Raw genomic sequence first — 24968 nt, 5'->3', positions numbered from 1 at the left:
TCCATGAACGTTTGCCGGGGCAGAAAGTTACAGCGCGACCGGCGCCGATGCCCTACATTCAGGTTCGACCGCCGTTCTGACCCGTGGAGACCTTCAATGCCCCGTCTGTCGCTGTTGATGTCCGCCCTGCTGCTGGCCGCCCCCGGTCTGGCCGCCGCCGCCCCCGCCGAACGCCCGGAAGTGGCCGCCGCTGCGACCCGCCTCAAGGCCCAGGTGATCGACTGGCGCCGTGACTTCCACCAGCACCCGGAGCTGTCCAACCGCGAAGAACGCACCTCGGCCAAGGTGGCCGAGCGCCTGCGCGCGATGGGACTGAAGCCGCAGACCGGCATCGCCCACCACGGCGTGGTGGCCATCATCAAGGGCGGCAAGCCCGGCCCGCGGATCGCCCTGCGCGCGGACATGGACGCACTGCCGGTGACCGAACAGACCGGCCTGCCGTTCGCCTCCAAGGCCACCAGCACCTACCGCGGCGAGACCGTCGGGGTGATGCACGCCTGCGGTCACGACGCCCACACCGCCACCCTGCTGGGCGTGGCCGATGCGCTGGTGAAGATGCGCGCGAACCTGCCCGGCGAAGTCATGCTGATCTTCCAGCCCGCCGAGGAAGGCGCGCCGCCGCCGGAAGAGGGCGGGGCGGCGCTGATGCTCAAGGAAGGGCTGTTCAAGGACTTCAAGCCCGAGGCCGTGTTCGGCCTGCATGTGTTCTCCAGCGTGCCGGCCGGCCAGATCGCGGTGCGTGGCGGCCCGCTGATGGCAGCGTCGGATCGGTTCGGGATCAAGGTGATCGGCCGCCAGACCCATGGCTCGGCGCCGTGGAACGGGGTGGACCCGATCGTGGCCACCGCCGACCTGGTCGGCACCGCGCAGACCATCGTCAGCCGCCGTGCCAACCTCTCCAAGCAGCCGGCGGTGGTGACCTTCGGCGCGATCAAGGGCGGCATCCGCTACAACATCATTCCCGATGAAGTGGAGATGGTCGGCACCATCCGCACCTTCGACGAGGGCATGCGCCAGCAGATCTTCGCCGACCTGCGCAACGTGGCCGAGCACACCGCCGCCGCACACGGGGCCAAGGCGGAAACCGAGATCTACGAGTCCGAGGGCAACCCGGCCACGGTCAACGATCCGGCACTGACCGCGCGGATGCTGCCGAGCCTGCAGGCCGTGGTCGGCGAGGGCAATGTGTACGAGCCGCCGCTGCAGATGGGGGCCGAGGACTTCTCGCTGTACGCCCAGCAGGTGCCGGGCATGTTCTTCTTCGTGGGCTCCACCAGCGAGGGGATCGATCCGGCGACCGCGCCGGCCAACCACTCGCCGAAGTTCCTGCTCGATGAGAAGGCGCTGGATGTGGGCCTGCGCGCGTTGCTGCAGGTCAGTCTGGATTATCTCAATGGGACGCCGGCTGTGCCTGCGGCGGGGTGAAACGACGGTAGGTCCCGGCCGTTGGCCGGGACCTTTCGTTTTCGCCGCCGGACGCCGCGCGCCTACCGGCGTAAAATGGCGGCATGAATACCCCCCAGGACTCCAGCCTCGGTCGCGAGGTGGCTTACCCGTCGCAGTACGATCCCGGCCTGCTCTTCCCCATCCCGCGCCGCGGCGCCCGCGAGGAAATCGGCCTGGACGAAGCGGCGCTGCCGTTCGTCGGCCATGACCGCTGGCAGGCCTATGAGCTGAGCTGGCTGGACGGTCGCGGCAAGCCGCGTGTGGCCGTGGCCACGGTCAGCGTGCCGTGCACCTCGCCGAACCTGATCGAATCCAAGTCGTTCAAGCTGTATCTCAACTCGCTCAACAGCACGCGTTTCGATGATGACGCGGCCGCGCGCCTGTGCATCACCCGCGATCTGTCGGCGTGTGCCGGGGCGGTGGTGACGGTGGTGCTCGGGGTGCCGCCGCTGGTGGAAGAGGCCGAGGGCGAGTCCTTGGACGAGCGCGATGTCGCCATCGAACGCTACGGCCCGCCGGCCCCGGAATTCCTGTTCGCCGACGCCGATGAGGTGGTCACCGAAACGTTGAGTTCGGCCCTGCTCAAGTCCAACTGCCCGGTCACCGGCCAGCCGGACTGGGCCAGCGTCAGCGTGCGTTACCACGGCCCGAAGATCGACCGCGACGGCCTGCTGAAATACCTGATCAGCTACCGCGAACACGCCGAATTCCACGAGCAGTGCGTGGAGCGGATCTTCAGCGAAATCACCCAGCGCTGCGCACCGCAGTGGCTGGAAGTGGAAGCGCGCTACACCCGCCGCGGCGGCCTGGACATCAACCCGTGGCGGGCCAGCCCGGGCATCGAGCTGCCGGCCCGCACCGTCCGCGACCTGCGGCAGTAGAGCGACCCCACGGGTCGCTGCCCCGGAACCCGGCACCACGCGCAGCCACCCATGGGGTGGCTCTACCCCCGGGCAACGTGGCCGCCGGTAGCCGTTCCGCACGTCTTCACACCCACGCCATGCCCCATTAACAAGGGCTGTGACACCGTGCCTCCCATGTCGTCAATCAAGACGGGAGTGTATGGATGAGTACCGATAAGAAAGTCGACTTTTCCGGTGTCAGCGCCAGCGTTGATACCACCGCGCAGAAAGTCGATCAGGTCGATTTCTCGGGCGTGACCTCCTCGGTGGATACCACCGCGGAAAAGGTCGGGGGCACCTACACGGTGCAGAAGGGCGATTCGCTCTCCAAGATCGCCAAGCAGGAACTGGGCGATGCCAATGCGTGGAAGCGCATCTTCGAGGCCAACCGCGATGTACTGGACGACCCGGACAAGATCCAACCGGGCCAGACCCTGAAACTGCCGCCCAAAGCCTGATCCGCTGTACTGCCCATCACCTACAAGGGAGCAACCTCACATGAAGAAGTCGTCCATCAGTACTGCCGTCCTCGCCGCGCTTCTGGCCACCGTGGCCTTGGCTGGCTGTAAGAAGAAAGAAGACACCGCTGACAACAACGCCCAGCCCGCCGCGATGACGCCGGCCGCGCCGGCGCCGATGACCGAAGCCGCGCCGCAGCCGATGACCGCGGCAGCAGGGGTGAACGTTTCGGCCGTTACCGTTGGCAAGACCGCCGCAGCCGACAAGACCGTCACCTCGGTCGCGCTGTTCGCGCCGAAGGACGACATCATCGTGTCGATCCGCACCGATGGCAGCGCGAACAACGCCAACGTGGCGGCCAAGCTGACCTTCCAGAACGGCCAGGTGGCCGGTGAGCAGAACCAGGTGGTGAATACCACCGGTGCCGAGACCACCAATATTTCCTTCAAGAATGCCAATGGCTGGCCGGCGGGCAAGTACCGCGCGGAAGTCATGGTAGATGGTAAGGCGGCAGGATCGCCGCAGGAGTTTGAGGTCAAGTAAGCCCAGACGCCGACTCTCTCCCGGCAACAGGCTCACGATGGACGCAGCCGCGAGGCTGCGTCTTTTTTATGGCTTTATTTCATCGGCGTGGCGGGCAGAAGTGCGCTTCATGCCATTCCAGGCGCGGCAGCCTGTATGGGTCTAGCGCTGGGCCGCAGGCGCCTCAAGGAAGGGCATGGTTTCCCGCTCTGGTGAGATCGCCCGATCCGTACTGTGCGTGGATTGCACGAGTCGTATCGTCGCAGAATGGGGGTATCGCGCGGCGCCGGAATTCCAAGGGAGAGGCAATGGACAAGAAGAGGATGTGGCGTTTCTTTGCGCCTGTTGTTGCGCTTTTACCCGGATACGCATATGGACAGGAAGCAACGCTGTGGGCCTACAGTTGCGATCACTTCCTCCATGGCGCCTGCCTGCGTGTCCCCACTGGGATGTCGATCAGCTACGAATCACCTGCGGATTTCGGGATTCATGAAGTTCTGAAGGATCAACGGAGCGTGCTGTTGGTCTATGAAGGCGACGCACCGCAAGCGCCCAGTCCGGGATCCTCTATCGATCTGAAACTAACCCTTCCTGGCTATCAGCTTTCCGGCTACAGAACAGCCGAGGGCGATTCGACCCGATACGACATCTTCGTCAAGCCCGACCGATCGGGTGTCATGCCGCTGCATCTGATCGGCACGGCGACCGGCGCCTCACAGCGAAAGGATCTGGCAGCGGCAGTTGGCAGCTTCCGGGTATGCAGTTTCAAGCGCAACCACAGCAGCCAGACACTCACGTGTCCTCGCCAAAGCGTGTGGGGAAAGCCCCTCGCGGAATGGGTGGACGGTCTCCCGGAGGCCGCCGCAGTTTCCGAATGAGCGGTTCTGCATCCGGAAACTGCGGCGGCCTGGCGCCGATGCACCACAGCGTTCCAGTACGTTTGCGTATGGGGTGGCTTTGCTCCGGGGGGCTGAAAACGCGACAATGCAGGGGTTTCCCGCCGTGCGCGCCGTTGGTTGGCGCGGTCCCCGGGGAAAGTGCGGGCCAGGCTGTGCGAGGCCCTGCACGCGACACGGTTGCACGCGGCCCGGCATTGTGCCGTCGGCCATCATTCACGAGATCTGCAAGAGAGCCCTGATCCCCCATGTCGAACACGCCCAAGATTCTCTACACGCTCACCGATGAAGCCCCGTTCCTGGCCACGCAGTCGCTGCTGCCGATCGTCGAGGCCTACACCGCCACCGCCGGCATTGCCGTGGAAACCCGCGATATTTCGTTGTCCGGCCGCATCCTGGCCCTGTTCCCGGATTACCTGAAAGACGACCAGAAAGAAGCCGACCACCTGGCCGAACTGGGCCAGCTGGCGACCACCCCGGACGCGAACATCATCAAGCTGCCCAACATCAGCGCCTCGGTGCCGCAGCTGAAGGCCGCGATCAAGGAACTGCAGGACCAGGGCTTCGCACTGCCGAACTACCCGGACGTGCCGACCGACGACGTCTCGCGCGACATCAAGGCGCGCTACGACAAGGTCAAGGGCAGCGCGGTGAACCCGGTGCTGCGCGAAGGCAACTCCGATCGCCGCGCGCCGCTGTCGGTCAAGAACTACGCCCGCAAGCACCCGCATCGCATGGGCAAGTGGTCCAAGGACTGCAAGTCGCATGTCGCGCACATGGATGGCGGTGACTTCTACGGCAGCGAAAAGTCGGCGACGCTGGCCACTGCCGGCAGCCTGAAGATCGAACTGTTCAAGGCCGACGGCAGCAGCGTCGTGCTCAAGGAAAAGACCGCAGTCAAGGCCGGTGAGATCGTCGACGCCGCCGTGATGAGCCGCAATGCGCTGGCCTCGTTCGTGCAGGCGCAGATCGCCGATGCGAAGGCCAAGGGCGTGCTGTTCTCGCTGCACCTCAAGGCCACCATGATGAAGGTCTCCGACCCGATCATGTTCGGCGTGGTCGTCGAAGAGTTCTACAAAGACGTGCTGGCCAAGCATGCCGAGGTGCTCAAGCAGGCCGGGTTCGATCCGAATAACGGTATCGGCGATCTGTTCGCGCGCCTGCCGCAGCTGCCCGAAGCGACCCAGGAAGCGATCAAGGCCGACCTGGCTGCCGAATATGGCAAGCGTCCGGGCCTGGCGATGGTCAATTCGGACAAGGGCATCACCAACCTGCACGTGCCGAGCGACGTGATCGTCGATGCCTCGATGCCGGCGATGATCCGCGACTCCGGCGGCATGTGGAATGCCGATGGCAAGCTGCAGGACACCAAGGCCGTCATCCCCGACCGTTGCTATGCCGGTGTGTACCAGGCCGTGATCGACGACTGCCGCACCCACGGTGCGTTCGACCCGGCCACCATGGGCTCGGTGCCGAACGTCGGCCTGATGGCACAGAAGGCCGAGGAATACGGCTCGCACGACAAGACCTTCCAGATCCCGGCCGACGGCACCGTGCGCGTCTCCGATGAGGCAGGCGCCGTGGTGTTCGAGCACGCCGTGCAGACCGGCGACATCTGGCGCATGTGCCAGACCAAGGACGCCCCGATCCAGGATTGGGTGAAGCTGGCCGTGAACCGCGCCCGCCTGAGCGGCACCCCGGCGGTGTTCTGGCTCGATGCCGCCCGCGCGCACGATGCGCAGGTGATCGCCAAGGTCGAGACCTACCTGAAGGACCACGACACCAACGGCCTGGACATCCGCATCCTGGCCCCGGTGGAAGCGACCGCCTTCTCGCTGGACCGCATCCGCAAGGGCGAGGACACCATCTCGGTGACCGGCAACGTGCTGCGCGACTACCTGACCGACCTGTTCCCGATCATGGAGCTGGGCACCAGCGCCAAGATGCTCTCCATCGTGCCGCTGATGGCCGGTGGCGGCCTGTTCGAGACCGGTGCCGGTGGTTCGGCGCCCAAGCATGTGCAGCAGTTCGTGGAAGAGGACTACCTGCGCTGGGATTCGCTGGGCGAGTTCCTCGCGCTGGCGGCCTCGCTGGAGCACCTGGGCAACCGTTACGACAACGCCGGTGCGACCGTGCTGGCCAAGACGCTGGACCAGGCCAACGGCCAGTTCCTGGACAACGACAAGTCGCCGTCACGCAAGCTCGGTGGCATCGACAACCGCGGCAGCCACTTCTACATCGCGCTGTACTGGGCCCAGGCCCTGGCCGCGCAGGATGACGATGCCGCGCTGAAGGCCCGCTTTGCTCCACTGGCCAAGGCCCTGGCCGAGAACGAGCAGACCATCGTTGGCGAGCTGGCGGCGGTGCAGGGCAAGCCGGTCGACATCGGCGGCTACTACCGTCCGGACGTGGCCAAGGCCAGCGCCGCGATGCGTCCGAGCACCACCTTCAACAGCGCGCTGTCTGCGCTGTAACGAAGCGGTCCCGCGGCTGCGGTGATCGATGAAGAACCCGCGCTTCGGCGCGGGTTTTTTTGTGGGCGCCCGCTGGGCAAGCGCCCAGTCGCTGCCGTATGGTGGCAGCAGGTCCTGTGGAAGTGGATGCATGCGCGGTCGCTGTTCCTGCCAGATCTTTCCATGCCCCGCCGGGGGCGCCGCATGAGCGCAACGCCGGATGCGCTCGCGCACCTGATCCGCGATGGGTTCGAGGAGTACCACGCGCGCTTCGCGGCGATCAGCCGGCGTGCGCGGCAGCGCTTCGAACAGCGGGACTGGGCCAGTGCGCGGCAGGACGCCGTGGAGCGCATCGGGCTGTACGACCGGTGCATCGCCGAAACCGTGGATGCATTGCGCCGTGCAGCCGGTGAGCGGATCGGCGAGCGCGCGCTGTGGCTGCAGGTACGTGTCGCCTACGCCGCGCTGCTGGTCGGCTTGATCGATGCCGAGCTGTACAAGACCTTCTACAACACGCTGGCGCGCCGGCTGTTCGCCACCCGTGGCGTAGACGGGGCGATCGAGTTCATGGCGATGGATGTGGAGCCCTCCGACGCCATTACCCATCCGGTCGCGCGACACAGCTACACCTTGTCGCCCACGCGCCCGGCCGATGCCTTCATGCGCGTACTGGGGGACTACCGCTTCGATGTGCCGTACGCGCACCAGCTGCGCTGCGCCGCGGCGATCGCGGTGCGCCTGCAGGACGATCTGGCGCACTGGGGCGACTACCCGGTGCGCAGCATTGAACTGCTCGACACCGTGTTCTATCGCGAGCGTCGGGCCTATCTGGTGGGGCGCGTATTCGGTGAGCATCGCTTCTCGCCCTGCGTGATCGCGCTGGTCCATGACGAGCGCGGCCTGCGCGTGGATGCGGTGTTGACCCGGCGCCGTGATGTCGCGCATCTGTTCGGCGTCTCGCGCAGCTATTTCCAGGCCGATCTGGCCACGGTAGGCGATGCGGTGGTGTTCCTGCGCAGCCTGCTGCCGGGCAAGCCGGTCGATGAGATCTACACCGTGCTCGGGCGTGCCAAGCAGGGCAAGACCGAACGCTATCGCACCTTTTTCCGTCACTTCCAGGAACAGCCGGGCGAGCAGCTGGTGCATGCTGACGGCACGCCCGGCATGGTCATGGCGGTGTTCACCCTGCCCAGCTATCCGCTGGTGTTCAAGCTGATCCGGGACCGTTTCGCCTGGCCCAAGACCATGAGCCGGCACCAGGTCGAAGAGAAGTATGCGCTGGTATTCAACCTGGACCGTGTCGGCCGGCTGCTCGACGCGCAGCCCTATCGGCACCTGCGCTTCCCGCGGTCACGCTTCTCTTCGGCCCTGCGCGAGGAGCTGCTGACCCAGTGCGCCAGCAGTGTGCGCGAGGACGGCGACGAACTGGTGATCGCGCTGTGCTACGTGCAGCGGCGTTTCCGTCCGCTCAACCTGTACCTGCGTGAGCAGACCGCCGAGGCACGTCGCGTCGCCGCGCTTGATTACGCGCAGGCGATCACCGACATGGCGCGCAACAACATTTTTCCTGGCGATATGTTGCCGAAGAACTTTGGTGTGTCCCGCCACGGGCGCGCGGTGTTCTACGACTACGACGAGCTGTGCCTGGTCACCGAGTGCAACTTCCGTGCATGGCCGACGCCGCGCAATGAGGAGGAAGCGCTGGCTGGTGAACCCTGGTTCGACATCGGCCCGCGTGACGTGTTTCCGGAGCGGTTCTGGATGTTCATGGGGCTGCCGGCGCCCGAGCTGGCGGCCGTGCGCGAGCATTTCGGCCATCTGCTGGATCCCGTGTGGTGGCAACAGCTGCAGGCAGGTTTTGCCAGCGGTGATTTTCCGGACACGCCGCCGTATGCCGGCGCGCTGCGGCTGGCTTGATTGTCCACAGGAACGCCGCTGCGCTACGCTGTCAGGTATCCACAAGGAGATAGTGCGATGCGTTGTTCCCCTATTCTTGCCCTGGCACTGGCCTTCAGCGGCGTGGGCATGGTCGTGGTCCCCGATGCGGACGCACAGACCAAGCGCGAGGTGCGCGAGCAGGCCGAAGCCAGCATGGTGCTTACCGGCGAGATCGATATCGGTACCGAAGGCCAGGTCGAAGCGTTCCGTCTCGACAAGCCGGACCAGGTGGACGAGGGAATCGTCCGGTTCGTCGAACGTGCGGTGCACACCTGGCGCTTCGAGCCGGTGCGGCGCCAGGGCCGCGCCGTCAAGGCGCGTGCGCCGGCCAGCATCCGCCTGGGGGCAAAGAACAACCCGGATGGCACGGGCCAGGTCACCCTGCTGGCGGCGAGTTTCGACACGTACGACCCAACCGATACCAGCAGCGTGACCGGCAGGAAGATGTCGCGGCCGGCGTATCCGGAGGACGTGTTCAATGCAGGGGGACGCGGTGACGTGATCCTGCTGATCCAGGTCGGGCGCGATGGCAACGCCCTGGACGTGGCGACCGAGCAGGTCAACCTGCGTGTGATCGCCAATGAGGCGAACATGCGGAAGATGCGTGACAAGCTGTCGCGGGTAGCGATGGGTGCTGCGCGCAAATGGACGTTCAGGATTCCGACCACCGGCGAGTACAGGAATGAAGCCAGCTGGACCATCCGGGTGCCGGTACGCTTCTCCTTCGGAGACGACGCCGAGCGCTACGGTCGCTGGGATGCCTATATTCCCGGCCCGCGCCAGCAGGCGCCGTGGCGCAGGGACATGGACATGGCTGCCGATGGCAAGGCCGATATGCTGCCGTCCGGCGGGGTGTTCATGGCCGATGCCGCCGGCAAGGGGCCGACCCTGTTGACGCCGCTGGGTGGCTGACCCTGCATGCCGGCCCCAGTGGGTAGGCTGTCGGTACCGATGACGATGAATGGCACAAGGAGAAACAACGCGATGGACATCATCAAGGCAATCGCCGTGGCACTGGTGCTGGCAGCAGCGCCAGCGCACGCGGCCAAGCCGTCGGCCGATGTGCCGGTGGAAATGGGGATGCGGGTCGAGGGCACCCTCGCCATTGGCGACGACGGCCGCATCACTGCGCTGGAGATCGACAAGCAGGACCTGCTTCCGGAGGCAGTGGCCACGCTGGTGCGTGACACCGTGAAGAACTGGGAATTCGAGCCGAATGTGCGTGACGGCGCCCCGGTACCGATGGATGCGCGGATGACCGTACGTGTCGTCGCCCAGCCGGGTGCGAACGATACCTTCAACGTGCGGCTGATCAGTGCACATTTCGATGGCGCCCGGAAGGATGCCTCGGGACGGGAAATCAAATCCAGGGTGCGTACGCCACCCCCGCGCTACCCCGCCGACGTGTTCCGCGTGGGTGGGCAGGGCACCGTGTACCTCGCCCTGAAGGTTGACCGGGAAGGGCGTGTGGTCGACCAGGTTGCCGAGCAGGTGAATCTGAGAAGCACGGGGACGGCAGCCCAGATGGATCTCATCCGCAGTCGCCTGAGCAGGGCATCGCTGGACGCCGCGCGCAAGTGGCGCTTTCCGCTGAGCGCGGAGGACGCCAGCCTAGAGGCGCCGTTCCGCACCTACCGCGTGCCGGTCAGTTTCGCGATCAACACCGCCATGCCTGACGACCTGGCGCAGTGGCGCGCTTACATTCCAGGACCACGCAACGCCATCCCGTGGTCCACACGCCCGGAGAGCGCCGGCTTCTCGCCGGATCTGCTGACCGACGGCTCGGCTACGTTGGCCGGCGACCCCAACGCGCCGCGCCTGCGCACCCCGCTGGGCAGCTGAGCCTGACACGGGCCGCGGCGCATTGCGCCCGCGACCCCGGTGTCAACTGGTGCCCGTGCCTTCAGGCTGCGGGTACACCACGGTGCGGTTGCGGCCCTGTTCCTTGGCCATGTACAGGGCCTTGTCGGCCAGCCGCAGCGCCTGCTGCGGATCATCGTGATAGGTCGGGTAGTGGGCCACGCCCAGCGACACGGTGACCGTGCCGACCTGCTCGAACACTTCGGCGGCCACCTGGATGCGCAGGCGCTCGGCCACCTGCGCGGCATGGAGGGCATCGATGCCCGGCAACAGGATCAGGAACTCCTCACCGCCGTTGCGGCAGAGCAGATCGGTGTCGCGTGAGCCATCGCGCATCAATTGCGCGATGCGCAGGATCACGGCGTCGCCGACCGCATGACCGAAGCGGTCGTTGATGCTTTTGAAGCGGTCGATGTCCAGCGCGATGATCCCGAATGGCTGGCCGCGTGCCTGCCAGTCTTCCAGCCCCTGCTGCAGGCCGCGCCGGTTCTGCAGGCCGGTAAGGGGATCGGTCATGCTGGCGCGGTTGAGCTTGCCGATGCGGTCCTGCAGCAGGTTGAAGCTGTACAGCAGGGCGGCTTTGAGCTGGGCGACCTCGTAGTACCACGCCCGGATACCGGTGACGTGGCGGATCGCGATGCCGGTGTCGCGGTTCTGCACGTTGCGCGCCAGCTGCCATAGCGGCAGCGAGATGCGCCGCGCGAACCACCAGGTGATCAGCAGCGACAGGATGCCCAGCGGAATCGCATTCCAGATCACCGCCGACATCAGCTTGGACAGTGAGGCCAGCGTGGCGGTGGTCGGCCGCTGGGCCACCACGCCCCAGCCAACGCTCGGCACCGGCGCGTACCCGGCCAGCATCTGCACGCCGTGACTGTTGCGTACCTGCTGCGCGCCGGAGTGGCCTCGGGTCACCGCCTGCACGGCCGGGTTCTCCAGCGCGAACTGGCCGACCCGGTCCTGTTCGATGTGGTACAGGATGCGACCGTTGCGGTCGACGACGTACAGGTAGGACCCATCGCGGTAATAGTGCTTGCCCAGCAGCGATTGCAGGATGCTGCGCTGGCGCAGGTAGATCGTGCCGCTGACATAGCCCTGGTACCTCCCCTGCGCGGAGAAGATCGGATGCGAAATCGCCACCACCAGGCGCCCGGTCGCGGCCTGGTAGGGGTCGCTGATGAAGGGGACCCGGCGCTCCAGGGCATCGCGGTTGCCGGCGCTCTTGAGCAGCACGCCCTGCAGGGCCAGGCTCTGTGGGGAGGTCGCCAGCACGGTACCGCCGGCATCCACGATCAGCACCGAGTTGAAGCTGTTGGTCTGCAGCTGCAGGCGTGCGGCTTCTGCTTCCAGTTCGCTGCGATCATGCACACGCTGGCCGAGCAGGGTGGCGCTGTAGGCCACCTGCTGCTGCGCTGACAGAACGAAGTTCTGGGTCGACTCCGCCAGCTTGCTGGCATACACACGGTTGGCTTCCAGCGTATTGCCGATCAGCTGCTCGCGCTGCACGCGGTAGCTGGCATGCAGGGTATTGGCCAGCGCGATGAGCGCGCTGAGCAGGGCCAGGGCAAGGATCAACTTGCCCAGGTTCAGACGGGTGGACAACGGACGCATGCGGTTCACGGGCGGCAGGGTGCAGCACCAACCGGAACATGCGGATGGAACGGCAGCAGCGAAACAGTCAGGAGCGCACGACCCCGCCCCCGGGCGGTCAACAACTCGTTGGGCGGCGATTATTGCGGATTACACCCCCACGTGGGTGAAGTCGGCGCCGCCGTGGTGGCCCGTTCAGCGCTCCAGGCGCTTGCGCAGCACGCCGCGCAGATGATCGGCGCCGGCCTGGTCGAGTGGCCCGAGCACGCCGCGCACCGTTTCGGGAATATGCGCGGCGGTGTGGTCATCGGCCTCGAAGACATAGTGCTGGAACATCGCCTGCCAATGCGCACGCTGTGCCGGTGGCAGATCGCGTATGGCCAGCAGCGATAGCATCAGTGCGTTCATCGGCGCATCCCGCCACGCCGGCACCGGCCGCCACCAGTAATTGACCAGTACATTGAACGCCTCCAGCCCCTCCATGTGGTGCCACCACAACGAGGGGATGAACACCGCATCGCCGGGGCCGAGTTCGGCCACCTGTGCGTGGGCCAGCGCCTCGCTGAAGCGCGGGAAGCGTGCCAGGTCCGGTGCGGCGAAGTCGACCAGGCTGACGGCCTGCCCGGCCGGCGTGAAGTCCAGTGGCCCGATATACAGATTGCCCACCTGCGCCGGCGGGAACAGGGTGACCCGGCGGCGGCCGGCGGCCACGCAGGCCAGGTTGTCCGGCACGTCCTGGTGCGCGGCGATACGCGAGCGGTTGCCGATCCAGATACTGGCCAGCGGATCGTCCACGCCGAGCGCAAGTGCATTGGCCCGGCGGAAGCCGGGCAGGAAACTGTCCAGCGTGGTCGAGGCGACGTAGATCGAGGGTGGCGTCGGCGCGGTGGCGTACTTGAGCAGGGTGTCGAGCACGACCTTCAACGGAATCTGCTCGCGGCGGAAATTGAAGCCGCTCATGTCGGCGTTGTAGAACACACGCCCCTTGGCCTCCGGCGGCGCCGTGGTGGCGGTGACCGGCATCGTGCCGTGGTCGAACTGTTTGAGATGGGCGACCGCCGCCTGTGCGGACTGCGTCGCCGCGCTGACCAGCGGCCACTGTGCCACCAGCCCGCGGATCACTTTCGGTGTCGTCCAGCCGGGCAACTGCGCGTGCAGCTGCGCCGGATCCAGATCATGCAGTTCCTCGATCGGGCCGGGCATGGCAGACATCGGCGTCCTGATGGCAGAGGCGGGTGGCGCCCACGGTAGCGCGGGGGTGGCGGAAGCGAAAGGCCGCGGGGTGAGCGCGGCCTTCCGGTGCTGCGGGTCGGTACAGCCGACTCAGAACTTGTAGCGAACGCCGAACATGTAACGCGGCCCGGTCTGGGTGGCGTAGCGCAGCATGTTGGAATGGCGCGCGTAGGTGCGCATGGTCTCGTCGGTCAGGTTGATCGCCTCCACACTCAGCGTCAGCTGGTCGCTGACCGCGTAGCTGATGTTGAGATCGAGCTGGCCGTAGGCTTCGGTGTAGTTCGGGTTGGGCCCCTGGCCGCCGATGCCGTTGAGGAACTTGTCGCGCCAGTTGTAGGCCGCACGGACCTGCCAGGCGTTCTTGTCGTAGAACAGCACCGCGTTGGCAGAATCGCTGAGGCCGATCATCGGATACTGGTCGCCCAGGCTGAGGTTGTCGAAGGTCAGGCCGGATTTCACCTTGGTGTAGTTCGCCGCCACGCCAAAGCCGGACTGGCCGAACAGGTGCTGCACGGCCACTTCCCAACCCTGGAGGTGGTCCGAACGCTGGTTGGCCGGCAGGGTGACATCAAACCCGGCGATCGGATCACCCGGCTGGCCGACGATGCTGCCGGTCAGCTGACCGGCGGAGTTGACACCGGTGGAGGTCACGCCCGGGTCGCCGGCATGGTTGGTGAAGATGTAGTTGCGGAGGCACACCGTATCGGTAGCCACGCAGCCCGATGCCAGTGCCTCGTTCCAGTAGGCGCCGCCCACCGGGGTGTGCAGACTGCCTGCATCCTCACGCGCGATCGTATTGCTGATGAAGTTCTTGATGTTCTTGCGGAAGAAGCCGACCGAGGCGTAGCTGGCCTCTCCGTAGTACCACTCCAGCGAGAGATCGACGTTGTCCGAGAGCAACGGCTCCAGTGCCGGGTTGCCACGCGAGCCGGTGCCGCCCTGGGTGCGCACGATGTTGTCCAGACGCTGCCCGCTTTCGATCTGCGTCCAGCCCGGACGGCCGAGGCTGCGGCTGTAGCTGCCGCGCAGCGCCAACGATTCGCTCAGGTCCAGCTTCAGGTCGACATTGGGCAGGATGTAGTCGTACTTGCCCTTGCCGCCCACGAATGCGCCTTCCTCGGCGTAGGTGATGTTGAATTCGTTGAGCGAATTCCAGCTGATGGAGGTGGGTACGCGCACCAGCGCCTGCGATTCCACCTCGGTTTGTTCGTAGCGCACACCCGCGGCGATATGCAGCGGCATGTTCCAGTCAAAGGTAGTGCGGTATTGCAGGTAAGCGCTCTTGGACGTTTCCGTGGTACGGATGTCCTCGGAGTATTCCGTCGGGGCGACATAGCAGGTGGGGCAGGCAGGCTCCACGCCATTGGCCACCTGGGCGGCACGATCGCGCAGGCGGTCGAAATCGAAGACCAGGAACTGGCCCGTCAGGCGCGGATCGTTGTGGCCGGAGAACGCCTTGAAGTACTTGCCCATGTCATCGGCGTACCAGATGCTGTCATCGTAGTCCGCAGGCGTACCGACGCCACCCCAGCTGTCTCGCTGCATGATGGCCGCGGCCGAGCGATTGTCCACCTTGGTGTGGCCCACGCCGAAATCCAGCGCGGAGTAGTCGGCAAAGCGGAACACGCCCTTGGCCTGCAGCTGCTCCACTTCAGACTTGTTGTAGCTGTTCTGGAAGACCGAGCCGGTCACCAGGGCATCCGACGCCTGGATGCCGCCAGGAGGCAGTGCGATGTTGATGATGGGGAGGTCGCCGCTGTAATCCACCGTGGTCTTGCCACGCACGTAAGCGGCGACGCCCAGCACGCCCGCCGAGCCGTAGGGGCCATCGGGCTGCGATTCGGCACTGGCGCGGTTGTAGTCGAAGGACAGGTCCAGCGCGTCGTTGACCTCCCACTCGACGTTGAAGCCCACCGCTTCCATGTTGTTCTTGGTCGCCAGCTTCATGCCGCCCATGGCCACGTCGCCGTTGACCACGTCTTCGCTGTAGACGATAGGCGCGGCAACCGGGCCGTTGGTCCAGGTGCTGTCGCCAGGGCCATAGTTGAACCACACCGACAGTTCGCTGCGCTGCTGCTGGACCTTGTTTTCCACATAGGTGTAGTCCAGCGTGGTGGTCACGTTGTCCAGCGGCTTCCACTGGAACGTGGCCTGCCCGTTGGTGCGCTGCCGCTGCACCGCATTGACGTTGTAGGCCGAGTTCTGCGGGCGGCCATAGATATCATCGGCGCCCGGGCGGTTGGTGATCCGGTCGGCATAGCCCGTGCCTGGTTGTGGCAACGCCCGCCAGTCGGTGGTGTCGCTGCCACGAAGGGTCGCCCAGCCTTCGGCCACGGTCGCCTGGTTGAAGCCCGAGTCGCGTTCCTGATGGCTGGCACTGAGTGCAACACCGAAGCGTCCGTCGGTGTAGGTCTGGCTGAAGATGCCCGATAGCTCACCGGTGATGTTGGACCCTTGCAGCGTGCGCGGCACGTTGTCGTTGGAGGTGTCGTGCACCGCCTTCAGGCCCAGGCTGACGACCGGCGCCGCCTCCAATGGACGCAGCGTCTTTATGTTGATGGTGGCGCCGATGCCGCCCGTCGGATTGTCGGCGCGGGTGGTCTTGTAGACCTCGACGGCCGAAATCGATTCGGAGGCGATATTCGCAAAGTCGAACGATCGCGAACCGTTCAGGCCAGCACCGCCGTTGCCGAGGTTGGACGCCGGCATCTGCCGGCCGTTCAGGAGCACCAGGTTGTAGTCCGGGCCGATGCCGCGCACGGTGACTTTGGAGCCCTCGCCGCTGGAGGTGCGGTCGATCGACACGCCGCTGATGCGCTGCAGCGATTCGGCCAGGTTGGTATCCGGGAACTTGCCGATGTCCTCGGCAATGATGCCGTCGACCACCCCCTGGCTGTCGCGCTTGAGGTTCATCGACGAGGTGAGGCTGCCACGGATGCCGGTGACCTGCACCGCATCCAGCGTGGTGGGATCGACGCCATCGGGGGCCGTCGTGGTGTTCTCTCGGGCCGCAGGATCCTGCGCCCAGGCCGGGCCGGCCAGGACAGCGAGAAGTGCGGAGGTGAGCATCGCCTTGCGGGGTACGGCCTTGTACGTCTTCATGATGATCCCTCCCCAGGGAATTCGATCGTGGCGGTTCTGCGTTGTGTCGGCGCGGGGTCCAGTGCGCACGGCCCGGATTGGAGCCATGGTTGACAGCGTTGTCAACAAACGCACGTGGCGATGCGCTTGCGGCCGACGCCGAGCTGTGTCGTGCGTTGCAGTCGGGACGGCTGCGCGCGCGGCGGAAACACTGCAGCACGGGCGTTGTAGCTCGATTCTGCGGGGACGTGGGCCGCCGGAATGGCGATGCTGATCTGTTGTGCAGTGCAGAACGAAACTGCGCGAAGGCATTCGGGCGCGTGCACTGCAGCATCGGCCGACCCTCGGATCCGATTGCTGACAGCGCTGGACAATCGCGGTCCAAGCAGGTTCCATGTCTGGCCGCCGACTGGCCGGCACTCCCAATCTGGAAGGACATGCAATGGACACTCCTGCTGCCGTCCGCGGACAACATGTGCAAAGCAATGGCGTTGCACTGGCCGTGGTCACCGCCATCTTTTTCATGTGGGGCTTCCTCACCTGCCTCAACGACATCCTGATCCCGCACCTCAAGGCGGCGTTCGCCCTGACCTGGGTGCAGGCGATGCTGGTCCAGTTCACCTTCTTCGGTGCGTACTTCCTGATGTCGCTCCCCGCCGGGCGCCTGGTCGCGGCGGTGGGTTACAAGCGCGGCATCGTGGCCGGGCTGGCTATTGCCGGTGTGGGCGCGTTGCTGTTCTGGCCGGCCGCGCAGGCGCATGTGTACGGCCTGTTCCTCGGCGCGCTGTTCGTGCTGGCCACCGGCATCACCGTGCTGCAGGTGGCCGCCAATCCCTACGTTGCGCTGCTCGGGCCGGAACAGACCAGTTCCAGCCGGCTGACGTTGGCGCAATCGATGAATGCGCTGGGCACCACCATCGCGCCGCTGTTCGGTGGCCTGCTGATCCTCTCGGCCGCGCCGCGCACGGCCGATGAGCTGGCGCTGCTGCCGCACGCTGAAGCGCTCGCGTATCGCGCTGCTGAAGCGCAATCGGTGCAGGTGCCGTACTTCGGCCTGGCAGTGGCGCTGTTCGTGCTGGCGGTGGCGATCTGGATGTTCCGCCTGCCGACCATTCCCGGCGTGGAAGGCGAGGCTGCCACCGGCAGGGGCCGCCTGCGCGATGCGCTGCGCCACCGCCACCTGCGCTATGGCGTGCTGGCGATCTTCTTCTATGTGGGTGCGGAAGTCTCGATCGGCAGCGTGCTGGTCAACTTCCTTTCGATGCCGGGTATCGGTGAGGGGCTGACCGAGCAGGAAGCCACGCGCTACGTGTCCTTGTACTGGGGCGGCGCGCTGGTCGGGCGTCTGCTCGGTGCGGCATTGCTGACCCGTCTGGATCCGCGCCGCATGCTGGGGGTCTTCGCGTTGATCGTCATGGCCCTGCTGGCGGTGACGATGCTGGGCAGCGGCAACCTGGCCAAGTGGAGTGTGGTCAGCATCGGCCTGTTCAATTCGATCATGTTCCCGACCATCTTCGCCTTGGCGATTGCCCGCCTCGGTACGCTGACCGGCCAGGCATCGAGCCTGCTGGTGATGGCGATCGTCGGTGGGGCGGTGATCCCGCTGGCGATGGGTTGGCTGGCCGACCATCATGGGCTGCAGGTGTCCTTCCTGCTGCCGATGCTGTGCTACCTGTTCATTGCGTTCTACGCGTGGCGCGGTTCGCGCCACAGCGGCTGAGGCAGGCGATCAGCGGCGACGCGGTGGGTGCGTGGATTCGCGCACCAGCACCGCGTGATCGACGGTGATCATGGTGCCGGCGTCCGGCGAGCGGATGTGATCGATCAACTGCTCGGTGGCCAGCCGCCCCATGGCGGCGGTCGGCTGCCGCACCGTGGTCAGCGCCGGGTAGATATGCCCGGCGATCGGGGTGTCATCGAAGCCGCAGACCGACAGGTCCCGGGGGATGCGCAGGCCGCGTTGGCCGGCGACGCGGAACACTGCGGCGGCCATGTCGTCGTTGGCGGCGAAGATCGCCGTGGGTGGCGCTGCCAGATCCAACAGGGCGTTGGCCGCGTCGATGCCGGATTCGAACGAGAACTGGCCGTTGACCACCAGCGCCGGGTCGTACTCGATCCCGTACTGGCGCAGCGCCTGGCGATAGCCGGCGTGGCGCCACTGGCAGGCGCCATGCGCGCGCGGGCCCTTGATGTGGCCGATGCGGCGGTGGCCCTGCGCGACCAGGTGGCCGATCAGTTCGACCACCGCCGTGGTCTCGTCCATGCGCACCCCGATGCAGCCTTCGGGGTGCCGCGGCGCAATGGAGGCATACGGAATTTCGTGTTCTTCCAGATAGGCCAGCACCACTGCGTCGTCGGTCAGTGGCGGGATCAGCACCACCCCGTCGGGGCGCGAATTCTCGAACAGCGCGGCCAGATCGGGCAAGGTGCGGCGCGCGGTGCCGACCGGGCCCAGGATCAGGTTGTAGTGGTTGGCGTGGCACGCCTCCAGCATCCCGTTCTGGATTTCCATCAGGTAATTGCGCGAGGGGTTGTTGTAGACCAGCGCCAGCGCATACGAGCGCTGACCGGCCAGGCTGCGCGCCGAGAGATTGGGTTTGTAGCCGAGGCGGGCCACCGCGGCCAGTACGCGGTCGCGGGTTTCCACGCGCACGTTGGGCTCGTTGTTGAGCACGCGGGACACCGTCTTGATCGATACACCCGCAACGGCGGCGACATCCTCGATACGACTACGCATGGTGCGGGGGTTCCTCTTGGAGGGGCGGGCGGGCAGCTGCCGATGGTAGTGCGGGTGTGTCACATCGATGTTGCCGATGCAGGCGGATGTTGCCATGCCGGCGACGTGCGTGGCGGGTTCGTGTTTTTCCATGCCGCGATGCAGCAGTTCACGGGAGGGGCGGACACACGCTGCGCCGGCGATCCCTGCTGCAGCGGGACTTCGGCCGCAACCCTGCCCGACCGCGGTTGACAGCGTTGCCATGGGCTTATATGACAGCGCTGTCAGACAGGGGCGCTGACCGACGCAGTATCGCTACCCCGCCGGCCATCGACATCGCAGCGCGAGCGGTGCCCGGCTGCGGTCGCGCCCGTCCCGTTCGCGCGTATTTCATCAGAGGAAGATGTCCAGTGACCAGCTCCAACAAGACGATTCTCGCCACCTGCCTGCTGGCCGCGCTGGCCTCGACGGCCGGTGCCGCACCGGCCACCGGTGAACGCCTGCAGGACTGGCCCCACGTGGCCAGCGCGATCGCGCCGGATGCCGCGCTTGAGGCGCGGGTGCGGGAAATCGTGGCGGAGATGACGCTGGCGCAGAAGGTGGGCCAGATGACCCAGCCCGAGATCAAGATGATCACGCCCGATGAGGTCCGCCAGTACTACATCGGCTCGGTTCTCAATGGTGGCGGCTCCTGGCCGGGCATGGACAAGCACGCCACGGTGGCGCAGTGGCTGCAACTGGCCGATGCCTATCGCGCGGCCTCGCTGGCCACCGATGCACGCACGCCGATCCCGGTGATCTGGGGCACCGATGCGGTGCACGGTCACAACAACGTCTACGGCGCCACGCTGTTCCCGCACAACATCGGCCTGGGCGCGGCGGGCGATGCCGCCCTGATCGAGCGGATCGGCCAGGCCACCGCACACGCGGTGCGCGCGACCGGCATCGACTGGGTGTTCGCGCCGACCCTGGCGGTGGCGCACGATCCGCGCTGGGGCCGTACCTACGAAAGCTATTCCTCCGATCCACATGTGATCCGCGCCTTCGCACAGGCCTACGTCAAGGGCGCGCAGGGACGTTTCGGCGATGACGGCAACGTGGTCGCCACGGCCAAGCACTACATCGGCGATGGCGCGACCGACAACGGCCGCGACCAGGGTGAGGCGCTGGTCGACAAGGCCACGATGATCAACGTGCACGGGCAGGGCTACTACGGCGCGCTCGGCGAAGGCGTGCAGACGGTGATGGCGTCGTTCAACAGCTGGAACGACCGCAGTGGCGGGGTCGACTACGGCAAGATGCACGGCAACAAAGCCCTGCTGACCGGTGCGCTGAAAGAGAAGATGGGCTTCGACGGTTTCGTCGTGTCCGACTGGAACGGCATCGCCCAGGTGCCGGGCTGCCGCAACGACAGCTGCGCGCAGGCGATCAACGCCGGCATCGACATGGTGATGGTGCCCGACGACTGGAAGGCCTTCATCGCCAACACCATGGCCCAGGTGGAGCGCGGGGAGATCCCGATGGCGCGCATCGATGATGCGGTCACCCGCATCCTGCGCGTGAAGCTGCGTGCAGGCCTGTTCGATCACAAGCCGTCGGACAGCCGCTACGCCGGTGATGTCGCTGCCGTGCAGCACCGTGAGCTGGCGCGCCAGGCGGTGCGCGAGTCGCTGGTGCTGCTCAAGAACGATGCGAAGGTTCTGCCGCTGCGCCGCGATGCACGCGTCATGGTGGTCGGCAAGAGTGCCGACAACCTGTCCGATCAGTCCGGCGGCTGGTCGCTGACCTGGCAGGGCACCGAGAACCGCAATGCCGATTTCCCCCACGCTGATTCGGTGCTGGGGGCGTTGCGTGCCGAGCTGGGCACACAGAACGTTGCCTACAGCGCTGATGCCACCGCGCTGGATCCCACCCGGTTCGATGTGGTGGTGGCGGTGATTGGCGAGACGCCGTACGCCGAGACCAACGGCGACATCCTGGCCTCTGATTCGGTCAGCCACAGCCGCGCCTATCCGCAGGATCTGGCGGTGCTGCGCGCGGCCCAGGCCAGTGGCAAGCCGGTGGTGACCGTGTACTTCTCCGGGCGTCCGATGTACACCAACGACCTGCTCAACCAATCGCAGGCCTTCGTGGCGGCGTGGCTGCCGGGCACCGAGGGCAAGGGCATCACCGATGTGCTGGTGGCCGGCAAGGATGGCAAGCCCGTGCATGATTTCCGCGGGCGCCTGAGCTTCCCGTGGCCGGGCGTTCCCTGCCCGGCGCCGATCGACCGGCCGGACCCGAAGCGTCCGCCGCTGTTCGCGCTGGGTCACGGCCTGGCCTACAGCTCGCCCGGCACGCTGACGCGCCTTCCCGAAGCCAATCCGGACAACTGCGGCGAGGTGACCACCCTGCCGATCTTCAACCGGGCTGACACGCCACCGTTCGCGCTGCACGTGGCGGCCGGCGGCGCGACCCAGCCGCTGGGCAACGACCTCAACGCCACGCTGCGCTGGCCGGCCGCCGCGCCGGTAGTGCAGGTGCGCACCGTGCAGGTCAACACCCAGCAGGACGCGAAGGAAGTCACGTGGCTGGCACCCGCGCAGTTGATCGCGCGCAGCACCTCGCGGCGCAACCTGGGCGCGCTGGCGCGCAACCACGGCGCGCTGCAGTTCGACCTGCAGCTGGTGCAGCGCCCGACATCGCCGGTGACGGTGAGCATGCAGTGCGGCACCGGCTGCGACGGCGGCGTGGATATCGCGCCGCTGCTGACCACGCTGGCGCCGGGCCAGAAGCAGACCGTGACCGTGCCGCTGGCGTGCTTTGTCAAACGCGGCGTGGACCTGGGCGCGGTGGAAGCGCCGTTCGTGGTGAGCGCCGACACGCCGTTTGCGGCGGCGTTTACCCAGGTGCGCGTGTCGGTGAATGCAGACAAGGCGCCGGGCGTGGTGCGCTGCCCGTAGAGCCGGGCTCTGCCCGGCCGGCGTTCGGCGGAGGATGTGTGGAGCCGGCCAGCGGCCGGCACTACCCGGGCACCCTCTCAACGAAAAAGGCCCCGCAGTGCGGGGCCTCTTTCTGTCCGGATGCTGCGCCGATCAGCGCTTCATCGAACCGAAGAACTCGTCGTTGGACTTGGTGTTCTTCATCTTGTCGAGCAGGAACTCCATTGCGGCCATTTCATCCATCGGATGCAGCAGCTTGCGCAGGATCCAGATCTTCTGCAGCAGTTCCGGTTCGATCAGCAGATCTTCGCGGCGGGTACCCGAGCGGTTGATGTCGATCGCCGGGAACACGCGCTTTTCGGAGATGCGACGGCTCAGGTGCACTTCGCTGTTGCCGGTGCCCTTGAACTCTTCGTAGATCACCTCGTCCATCTTGCTGCCGGTATCGACCAGCGCGGTAGCGATGATGGTCAGGCTGCCGCCTTCCTCCACGTTACGCGCCGCGCCGAAGAAGCGCTTCGGACGGTGCAGGGCGTTGGCGTCCACACCACCGGTGAGCACCTTGCCGGAGCTGGGCACCACGTTGTTGTAGGCACGCGCCAGGCGGGTGATCGAGTCGAGCAGGATCACCACGTCCTTCTTGTGCTCGACCAGGCGCTTGGCCCGCTCGATCACCATTTCGGCGACCTGCACGTGGCGCGCAGCCGGTTCGTCGAAGGTGGAGCTGATGACTTCGCCGCGCACGGTGCGCTGCATTTCCGTCACTTCTTCCGGGCGCTCATCGATCAGCAGCACGATCAGGTGCACGTCCGGATGATTGGTGGTGATCGCCGTGGCCACCTGCTGCATCATCATCGTCTTGCCGGCCTTGGGCTGGGAGACGATCAGCGAACGCTGACCCTTGCCCTGCGGTGCCATCAGATCGAGGATGCGGCCGGTGATGTCTTCGGACGAACCGTTGCCGCGTTCCAGGGTGAAGCGCTTGCGCGGGAACAGCGGGGTCAGGTTCTCGAACAGCACCTTGTTCTTGGACGCTTCCAGCGGCTCACCGTTGATGGTGTCCACGATCGACAGCGCGAAGTAGCGCTCGCCGTCCTTCGGGAAGCGGATGCGGCCGGACAGGTGGTCGCCGGTGCGCAGGTTGAAGCGGCGGATCTGGCTGGGCGAAATGTAGGTATCGTCCGGGCCGGCCAGGTAGCTGGCTTCGGCCGCGCGCAGGAAGCCGAAGCCGTCCGGCAGGATTTCCAGCACGCCGTCGGCGGCAACGCCGTCGCCATGACGGGTCAGCACCTTGAGCAGGGCGAAGATCACGTCCTGCTTGCGGGCACGGGCCACGCCCTCGGAGATCTGCAGCTGTTCGGCGATTTCCAGCAGCTTCTGTGCCGGCATGCGCTTGAGGTCACTCAGCGAATAGACCGGGAAGCCTTCGGGCACGTTGGCCTGCTGGCTGCGCACGAACGGCTGCTGTTCGCCGTTGTCCTGCGGCATGCCGTCGTCGTTGTAGCGATCGCCACCGCGGTTGCGGTCACGGCGATTGCGGAAACGGTCGCGGCGGTTGCCTTGGCCCTGACCCTGGCCTTGGCCCTGGTTCTGGCCCTGACCCTGACCCTGACCCTGCTGGTACGGGTTCTGCCCGCCCTGCGGGTTCTGGTTGCGGCCGTTCTGGTTGCGCTGGCCACCGTCGCCGGTGTCCTGCTGACCACCGCCCTGCGAGGGCGATGCGTCGCCACCGGCAGGGGCTGCCGGTGCCGATGCCTGCGGGGCTGCCGAAGGAGCAGCAGCCGGCGCCGGCGCGTCAGACGCGGCAGCCAGAGGCAGAGCGGGTTGTGAGGGGGGAGAACCTGCGTCGGCAGCGGTGTTGGCGGCGGCCTTGGCGACGCGCGGCTTGCGCACGCGCTTCTCGGCGGGCGCGTCGGCGCTCCCGGGTTCGGAAGTAGTGATATCGGACAAGTGCTGGATTCCTCGCTAGAAGGTGCGAGCGCCCGGCAGGGCGGCGAACGTTGGGAAAGGATCTGGAAGGAAACTGCGTCCAGAAGATGCGGCGCGCGAATGCGGCCGGATATGCCGACACTAACACCGGCTCGCGGCGGCGCGCAAGCCGGGTGGGGCAGGGTCATTCATGCGGGCGACGGGCCCGCGTGGCAGCCGGACGGGCCGGCTGCCTGCTGCGATCAGGCCAGGGCCTTGTCGAGCATGCCGGCCAGCTGGGCCTTGCCGACGGCACCGATCTGCTGGGCCTGGACTTCGCCGTCCTTGAACACCAGCAGCATCGGGATCGAGCGCACGTGGTACTTGGCAGCCAGGGCGCGGTTCTGATCCACGTTGACCTTGGCGATCTTGGCGCGACCGTTGTAGGCGTCGGCCAGTTCATCCAGCGCCGGGGCGATCATCTTGCAGGGACCACACCATTCGGCCCAGAAATCGACCAGCACCGGTTCCTTGGAATTCAGCACTGCGCTATCAAAGTCGGCGTCGCCGACATGTACAACCTTGTCGCTCATCTTGGTTTCTCGTCTGGTAATGCACCCGGCAGGGCCGGAGGAAGTTGAATTTGGGCAACGCCGACCGGGCGTCACCCTCGTCTGGTGCCTCGTGGCCGCGGGCGGCCAGCGGTGCGTTCGGCGGATGCCTGGACGCTCACGGGGCGCAGTGTACCGCTATCGCCGTGACCGGACAGACGCTGGTTGGAAAGAAGCGTCCCGTGATCGCCCACCTGCGTTATCGCGACGATCCCGGTTGATATGCGGGGGCCGGGAGGCCGGTTCCAGCCCCGCCCGCCGCGCCGTTCAACCGGCGGCAGGGCGGGTGAATACGAGGTGCACACCGCACGCCAGCCCTGCCAACGCGCTGTAATGGCGCGCTGGGCGGGCATTCTCATGGGGTCGAGCGACGGGGGATCCCGGTTTGCCGCCGACATTGCGCTAAACTGGGGCATTGCGCGGCGCCCTGGA

General features: G+C 66.3%; 17 protein-coding genes. 11 read left to right on the top strand and 6 right to left on the bottom strand.

Features of this window, described 5'->3' with window-relative positions; translation table 11 throughout:
* Nucleotides 1-96: 96 nt before the first annotated feature.
* From ABE422_RS10705 to ABE422_RS10665, 9 genes are all read left to right on the top strand, one after another.
* Nucleotides 97-1425 carry a M20 family metallopeptidase gene (locus ABE422_RS10705; protein WP_259258863.1) on the top strand — a complete coding sequence of 443 codons (1329 nt, stop codon included), beginning with the start codon at nt 97-99 and terminating at the stop codon, nt 1423-1425.
* 83 nt (nt 1426-1508) lie between these two features.
* Nucleotides 1509-2327 (top strand): NADPH-dependent 7-cyano-7-deazaguanine reductase QueF, encoded by an 819-nt coding sequence (gene queF, locus ABE422_RS10700; protein ID WP_346482948.1) that lies wholly within the window; start codon nt 1509-1511, stop codon nt 2325-2327.
* A 185-nt stretch (nt 2328-2512) separates the two neighbouring features.
* Complete coding sequence (locus ABE422_RS10695) at nt 2513-2806, top strand: LysM peptidoglycan-binding domain-containing protein (protein WP_121040566.1); 294 nt, start codon at nt 2513-2515, stop codon at nt 2804-2806.
* A 40-nt stretch (nt 2807-2846) separates the two neighbouring features.
* The gene (locus ABE422_RS10690) at nt 2847-3350 is read left to right on the top strand and encodes a hypothetical protein (protein WP_121040564.1); all 504 of its coding nucleotides are present in this window, start codon (nt 2847-2849) and stop codon (nt 3348-3350) included.
* A 287-nt stretch (nt 3351-3637) separates the two neighbouring features.
* Nucleotides 3638-4207 (top strand): hypothetical protein, encoded by a 570-nt coding sequence (locus ABE422_RS10685; RefSeq protein ID WP_346482947.1) that lies wholly within the window; start codon nt 3638-3640, stop codon nt 4205-4207.
* 266 nt (nt 4208-4473) lie between these two features.
* The gene (locus ABE422_RS10680; protein WP_346462988.1) at nt 4474-6699 is read left to right on the top strand and encodes an NADP-dependent isocitrate dehydrogenase; all 2226 of its coding nucleotides are present in this window, start codon (nt 4474-4476) and stop codon (nt 6697-6699) included.
* A gap of 183 nt (nt 6700-6882) precedes the next feature.
* Nucleotides 6883-8595 (top strand): bifunctional isocitrate dehydrogenase kinase/phosphatase, encoded by a 1713-nt coding sequence (aceK, locus tag ABE422_RS10675; protein ID WP_346481505.1) that lies wholly within the window; start codon nt 6883-6885, stop codon nt 8593-8595.
* 57 nt (nt 8596-8652) lie between these two features.
* A complete protein-coding gene (locus ABE422_RS10670; protein ID WP_313211340.1) occupies nt 8653-9528 on the top strand; it encodes an energy transducer TonB in 876 nt (291 codons plus the stop codon).
* 72 nt (nt 9529-9600) lie between these two features.
* Nucleotides 9601-10458 (top strand): protein tonB, encoded by an 858-nt coding sequence (locus tag ABE422_RS10665; RefSeq protein WP_313219447.1) that lies wholly within the window; start codon nt 9601-9603, stop codon nt 10456-10458.
* A gap of 42 nt (nt 10459-10500) precedes the next feature.
* Here the strand turns inward: ABE422_RS10665 and ABE422_RS10660 are convergent, their stop codons facing one another.
* The 3 genes from ABE422_RS10660 to ABE422_RS10650 form a co-directional block, all read right to left on the bottom strand.
* Nucleotides 10501-12087 (bottom strand): sensor domain-containing diguanylate cyclase, encoded by a 1587-nt coding sequence (locus ABE422_RS10660; protein WP_313211338.1) that lies wholly within the window; start codon nt 12085-12087, stop codon nt 10501-10503.
* Between the two features lie 174 nt (nt 12088-12261).
* Nucleotides 12262-13278: a cupin-like domain-containing protein gene (locus tag ABE422_RS10655; protein ID WP_313211337.1), complete on the bottom strand. Its 1017-nt coding sequence runs from the start codon at nt 13276-13278 to the stop codon at nt 12262-12264.
* A gap of 111 nt (nt 13279-13389) precedes the next feature.
* Nucleotides 13390-16401: a TonB-dependent receptor gene (locus ABE422_RS10650; protein ID WP_346482946.1), complete on the bottom strand. Its 3012-nt coding sequence runs from the start codon at nt 16399-16401 to the stop codon at nt 13390-13392.
* 421 nt (nt 16402-16822) lie between these two features.
* Between ABE422_RS10650 and ABE422_RS10645 the strand changes: the two genes are divergently transcribed.
* The gene (locus ABE422_RS10645) at nt 16823-18100 is read left to right on the top strand and encodes a sugar MFS transporter (RefSeq protein WP_313211335.1); all 1278 of its coding nucleotides are present in this window, start codon (nt 16823-16825) and stop codon (nt 18098-18100) included.
* 9 nt (nt 18101-18109) lie between these two features.
* On the opposite strand, the gene ABE422_RS10640 is transcribed toward ABE422_RS10645, so the two are convergent.
* On the bottom strand, nt 18110-19117 hold the full coding sequence (locus ABE422_RS10640; protein WP_346482945.1) for a LacI family DNA-binding transcriptional regulator: 1008 nt from the start codon (nt 19115-19117) through the stop codon (nt 18110-18112).
* A gap of 389 nt (nt 19118-19506) precedes the next feature.
* Here ABE422_RS10640 and ABE422_RS10635 point away from each other — a divergent pair, with 389 nt between their 5' ends.
* Nucleotides 19507-22038: a glycoside hydrolase family 3 N-terminal domain-containing protein gene (locus ABE422_RS10635; RefSeq protein WP_346482944.1), complete on the top strand. Its 2532-nt coding sequence runs from the start codon at nt 19507-19509 to the stop codon at nt 22036-22038.
* A 132-nt stretch (nt 22039-22170) separates the two neighbouring features.
* Here the strand turns inward: ABE422_RS10635 and rho are convergent, their stop codons facing one another.
* Nucleotides 22171-23967 carry a transcription termination factor Rho gene (rho, locus tag ABE422_RS10630; RefSeq protein WP_313219452.1) on the bottom strand — a complete coding sequence of 599 codons (1797 nt, stop codon included), beginning with the start codon at nt 23965-23967 and terminating at the stop codon, nt 22171-22173.
* A gap of 221 nt (nt 23968-24188) precedes the next feature.
* The gene (gene trxA / locus ABE422_RS10625; RefSeq protein ID WP_019183509.1) at nt 24189-24518 is read right to left on the bottom strand and encodes a thioredoxin TrxA; all 330 of its coding nucleotides are present in this window, start codon (nt 24516-24518) and stop codon (nt 24189-24191) included.
* Between the last annotated feature and the right edge of the window lie 450 nt (nt 24519-24968).

Source organism: Stenotrophomonas sp. TWI1151, assembly GCF_039673135.1.
GTDB lineage: Bacteria > Pseudomonadota > Gammaproteobacteria > Xanthomonadales > Xanthomonadaceae > Stenotrophomonas.
This window is presented reverse-complemented; position numbering and strand designations above follow the sequence as displayed.